This is a genomic window from Sphingobium sp. ba1, from assembly GCF_000743655.1.
Taxonomy (GTDB): domain Bacteria; phylum Pseudomonadota; class Alphaproteobacteria; order Sphingomonadales; family Sphingomonadaceae; genus Sphingobium.
In genome coordinates this window covers 74,535-79,141 of the sequence record NZ_JPPQ01000083.1, presented here as the reverse complement: position 1 = coordinate 79,141, position 4,607 = coordinate 74,535, and the positions used below count along the sequence as shown (strand labels likewise).

Annotated in this window: 5 protein-coding genes; 2 read left to right on the top strand and 3 right to left on the bottom strand. The window is 57.3% G+C overall.

What is annotated here, in order from left to right:
- From IL54_RS19685 to IL54_RS24395, 3 genes are all read right to left on the bottom strand, one after another.
- Positions 1-730: family 43 glycosylhydrolase (locus tag IL54_RS19685; RefSeq protein WP_156106336.1), on the bottom strand; the 730-nt coding region annotated here is incomplete at its 3' end.
- Positions 731-827: 97 nt separating this feature from the next.
- Entirely contained in the window at positions 828-2,441 is a 1,614-nt protein-coding gene (locus tag IL54_RS19680) for an alpha-N-arabinofuranosidase (protein ID WP_037480521.1), read from the bottom strand.
- A gap of 214 nt (positions 2,442-2,655) precedes the next feature.
- The gene (locus IL54_RS24395) at positions 2,656-3,003 is read right to left on the bottom strand and encodes a hypothetical protein (protein ID WP_150125669.1); all 348 of its coding nucleotides are present in this window, start codon (positions 3,001-3,003) and stop codon (positions 2,656-2,658) included.
- A gap of 39 nt (positions 3,004-3,042) precedes the next feature.
- Here IL54_RS24395 and IL54_RS19670 point away from each other — a divergent pair, with 39 nt between their 5' ends.
- Positions 3,043-3,939, top strand: a complete 897-nt coding sequence (locus IL54_RS19670; RefSeq protein WP_037479757.1) for a LysR family transcriptional regulator — start codon at positions 3,043-3,045, stop codon at positions 3,937-3,939.
- A gap of 82 nt (positions 3,940-4,021) precedes the next feature.
- The coding region (locus IL54_RS25115; protein WP_193378911.1) for an amidohydrolase family protein at positions 4,022-4,607 on the top strand (586 nt) is incomplete at its 3' end.

Genomic DNA, 4,607 nt, shown 5'->3' with positions numbered 1-4,607 from the left:
TCATGCCGCTGCTCATCAAACCGCTACCGTGAATCCGTGTCCTGATAATGCACAGGGGCCCTTCGGGGCAGCAGGTCGATGCATAGGCCATGTAATAATGACCCGCCCGTTTATAGAACCACGGCCCTTCTTGATAATCGGCTGGCTGGGCAACCTTCTGAATTTCACCGGAATAGGACACCATGTCCTTGTTCAGCTTGACATACCACAGGCTGGGATTGCCCCAGTAGAGATAGGCCTGCCCGTCATTGTCGATCCACACGGTCGGGTCGATATAGCCATTGCCAGGCGCGATCAGCGGCTTGCCGATAGCATCCTTGAACGGACCTTCCGGTCTGTCCGCTACGGCGACGGCGATCACATTCTTGGGCGATCCGGCCACGCTGATCGGCGCATAAAGGTAGAATTTGCCATCGCGTTCGATCACCTGCGGCGCCCAGGCATCATTGCTCTGCACGGCCCAGGGAAATGTCTTGAGCGAAGCGACGACGCCCCGGTCGGTCCAGTTGACCATGTCGGTCGAACTATATAGCCGCCAGTCGAGCATCTTGAACCCGTCGGCATCATCCTCGTCATGGCTGGCGTAGAGATACACCACGCCATCATGCACGAACGGAGCCGGGTCCGCGGTAAAGCGGGTCTGGATGATAGGATTGTCGGCCTGTGCAGCAGACCAGGGCAATATCACCGCCAGAGACATGATAGCGAGAAATGGGCGAACTGATTGCATGGATAAGGAACCCATTTGCAGAAGCGAAGAAGCAGTCCTGATCGACCTGGGCTGGCGCATCGTTTCAAGCGTCAAAGAAGCCAGTATCCCCGCGTTATCATGGCGTAACCGACAACACAGTGACCGACTTTGGCGGCAGCGTTACCTGTAGGCGTCCCCCATTTACCCGTGCGGAGATCGGTCGCGGCACGACAGTGTCAGGCTTGTCAAAGCTGTTGATCGCATCAACCCGATCGGCAGTCAGCACTGTCCCCGATGCAGCGCCGACACGAATACCCGCTATCTGCGCATCTATCTCGGCAGGCTTGGAGGGATCGACGTTCGTCAGCGCGATCCAAAGCTTCCCGTCCGTGCCCCGCGCTGCAATCGCGTCTATGCGCGGAACACGCACATCCCCGAAGCTGTAAGTCCCGGCATCGAAGTCTATCGGCAGTCGCGTCGCGTTCTGGAAGGGCACATACATTTTGAAGAGATGATAGGTGGGCGTCAGCACCATCTTGGGCCCATCGGTCAAGATCATGGCCTGGAGAACATTCACCATCTGGGCGATCGCCGTCATGCGAACGCGGTCTGCGTGGCGCGTGAACATGTTGAGGTTGATCGACGCTATGATGGCATCGCGGATCGAGTTCTGCTGATGCAGGAAACCGTCCCGGCTACCGGGCAGCTTGGCAAGCCATACGCCCCATTCATCGATGACAAGCGGGACTTTTTTGGCCGGATCATATTTGTCCATGACAGCCGAATGGACCCGGATCATATCCTCCATTTTCAGCGTATCCTTGATGAGCATGGCATATTCACGCTCGCCAAAGTCGATGCTTGAAAAGGACGGAGGCCAACTCATCCAAGTGTAGTTATGCATCGAGAGACCTTCGATGCTCCAACTCCAGTCATGGCCTTTCCATGCCTTCATGACGGCTTCGGTATAGGCCGTATCCATCGATCCTGGGCCAACGGCTATACGCTGCATCGGATCTGTGCCCGCGACCGAGCCGCCAGCGGGGTTGTCCGTGCCTTGCTGCTGTATATTGAGGTTGCGCGTGAAGCGAGCGTAGCGCTTCATCTCATCGACATAATAGTCCGCGCTATAGGCGCCGCCGCAACTCCAGCTTTCATTGCCGATACCCAGAAACTTGACGCGGTACGGTTCGCGGTGCCCGTTGGCCGCACGCTCCGCACCTGCCGTCGTACCCGGATCAGCGGTCATATAGGCCATCCAATCGGCCGCTTCCTTGACACTGCCTGATCCCATATTGACGGAAATATAGGCTTCCGATTCGATCTGATTGAGAAAGTCGAAAAATTCGTCGGTGCCGAAGTCGTTCTTTTCCAGGGCATTGCCCCAACTGCCGTTTACCGTGACTGCGCGCTTGGCCCGTGGCCCTACGCCATCGCGCCAGTGATACTCGTCGGCGAAGCAGCCTCCAGGCCAGCGAACGCTTGGGACTTTCAAGGCCTTTAGCGCGCTCACGACATCGCTACGCATGCCCCGAACATTGGGGATCGACGAATCCTCACCGACCCAGACGCCGCCATAAATGCCGGTCCCCAAATTTTCGGCAAACTGGCCAAAGATGTTGCGATCGATCTTCGGACCAGTGCCATCCGCCGCGATACTCATCTTTATCGGAGTAGGCTGAGCCAGAAGCGGAGAAGCTACGACGGAAATGGCCAACGCTATTGCATGTTTGACGATCATATTTCGCATACCCTCCAAGTCGCTCATCCTGTTTTGACCTTCGATTTCGCCACACAGGATATAACTCAGACAATTGCTATCAATTTTCCTTTCGGTAATCAAATGCGTAGGCGTTGATCGCCGTAATAGTGTGGTTAGGCTGGAACATAGGATCAGGACTCTGCTCAGACGGTATTTTCTTTCTGAGCGGGCAAAGGTCGCCGTGGACGAAAAAACCTTGATCTTAGATGGTTTTGTTCGCCTTATCGTCCAGCATCAACCCTTGGCCTTGCTTCTCGACAAGGGCGGAGATCGCGCCTGACATCAGGCTCAGCATGCCAGGAAGATGCAAAATGACTCGCAATCGATTGTCTTCCGCATCGATGGTACATGGTACCTCGACACCCATCGTAGCGACTGTCAATGCAAGACGGTCAGCACCTTGAGCCGAAGCTGACGGTTCCGGAGTAGCCACCATCAGCGGTCCGTATCTTTCTGACTGCCCACGCTTACGATAGAAGTTAACAATCCAAACGGTGGGTGGCATGGTGGCTTCGTAAATAGTCGAAAGTACGGTGATAATGTCGGGCATTCATGTCAATCGAGCGATGTTTGCAGGCATATTCAAAATATGATTGATCCTCGCGCTATCCGAACTTTCCTTGCGGTTGTCCGCAGCAATTCGATCAGCGGTGGGGCGCGATCGCTCAATATCTCGCAGCCGTCGGTTTCCAACGCGATCGCGCAGCTGGAACAGGCGCTGGGGGTGTCGCTCTTCGAGCGGTCGCGTAGCGGCATTCTGCTGACGGCGGAGGGGGAGGCGTTGCTACGCCGGGCAGAGTCAATCGACAGCCTATTGCGAGACGCTGAGGCAGAGGTGAAGCTGGCGAGCACGGGTGTGTTGGGGCCGTTGCGCGTCGGCGGCACGCCTGGCGCGCTGGTCAGTCTGCTGCCCGATGCAGTGCGATCGTTGGAGGCGCGGATCGGTCGATTTACCCTGCATGTGGTGGAACGGCCGGATCATGATCTGGCGGCAATGCTGCACCGGGGCGAGATCGAACTCGCCTTTGTCACCACCGGCATCGAGCAGCCACCAGAGGGTATAGAGGAACGCACATTTTCGCGCGATCCCTTTGCCCTTATCGTCGGGCGGCAGAACGATCATCTTCCGGCCAGGCTATCGCTCAAGACAATGATGGCAACGCGCTGGGTTCTGCCCGAAGCGCGCGGCGCTTTCCGACGTCAGATCGATGCGCTGTTCATGGCGGCTGACATTCCAGTGCCGCAGGACATTATCCGGTGCGACTCCCTGCTTACGACCAAGGCGATCGTCCGTGGCAGCCAGCGCGTCACGATATTGCCGATGCAGGTCGCCTCGGCGGAACTGTCGATCGGCGTGCTGCGCGCGATCACGATTGAGGAAGCGGAATTTTCCCGCAGTATCGGTGTGCGCCGATTGGCGGGTGGCAGACTTTCACGCCTGGCGGCCGAGATGTTGGAAACGCTCATCCATAGCTCCAGCCTATGATGTAGGAAAAAATCATTATTTTTGTTCCTGATCAAACTTGCCCATAGAGAGCGCAACAAGAGTGGAATGCAGGAGAGACGGCATGCGACGGTTTATTCGCAATGTTCGCATATTTGACGGGCAAGGCACCGCGCCATTTGCCGGAGCCGTCCTGATCGAGCAGGATCGCATCGCCGCCGTGTTGCGTGATGAAGCGATGATCGCCGCCACGACAGCAGATCAGGTGATCGATGGGCAAGGCGGCACGTTGATGCCGGGCATGGTGGATTCCCACACGCATTTGACCTGGGGCAGCTCGGTCGAAAAAATCTATCACCAGTTCATCCTGCCTGCCGATGAGCTGAAGGTCGCAGCGTGGCGCAACGCGCGTGTGTTGCTGGACCATGGTTTCACGAGCGCCTATTCGGCTGGCGCGCTGGGCGATCATATCGAACCGGAACTGGCCCGCGCCATCGCAGCGGGTGAAACGCCCGGTCCGCGCCTTGTCCCCTCTACGCTGGAACGCAGCCCTGAGGGCGAAGAGGGCGTCGAGACCGGCGATGTATTCAATGGCCGTGGTGCCCAGTCGATGCGGGATTTCGTCGCTTATTGCGCGCAGGAGGGCGTCCAGTCGCTCAAGCTGGTAATTTCGGGTGAAGATGCGTTGAAGCCCGGCTCGTCGGGGGACA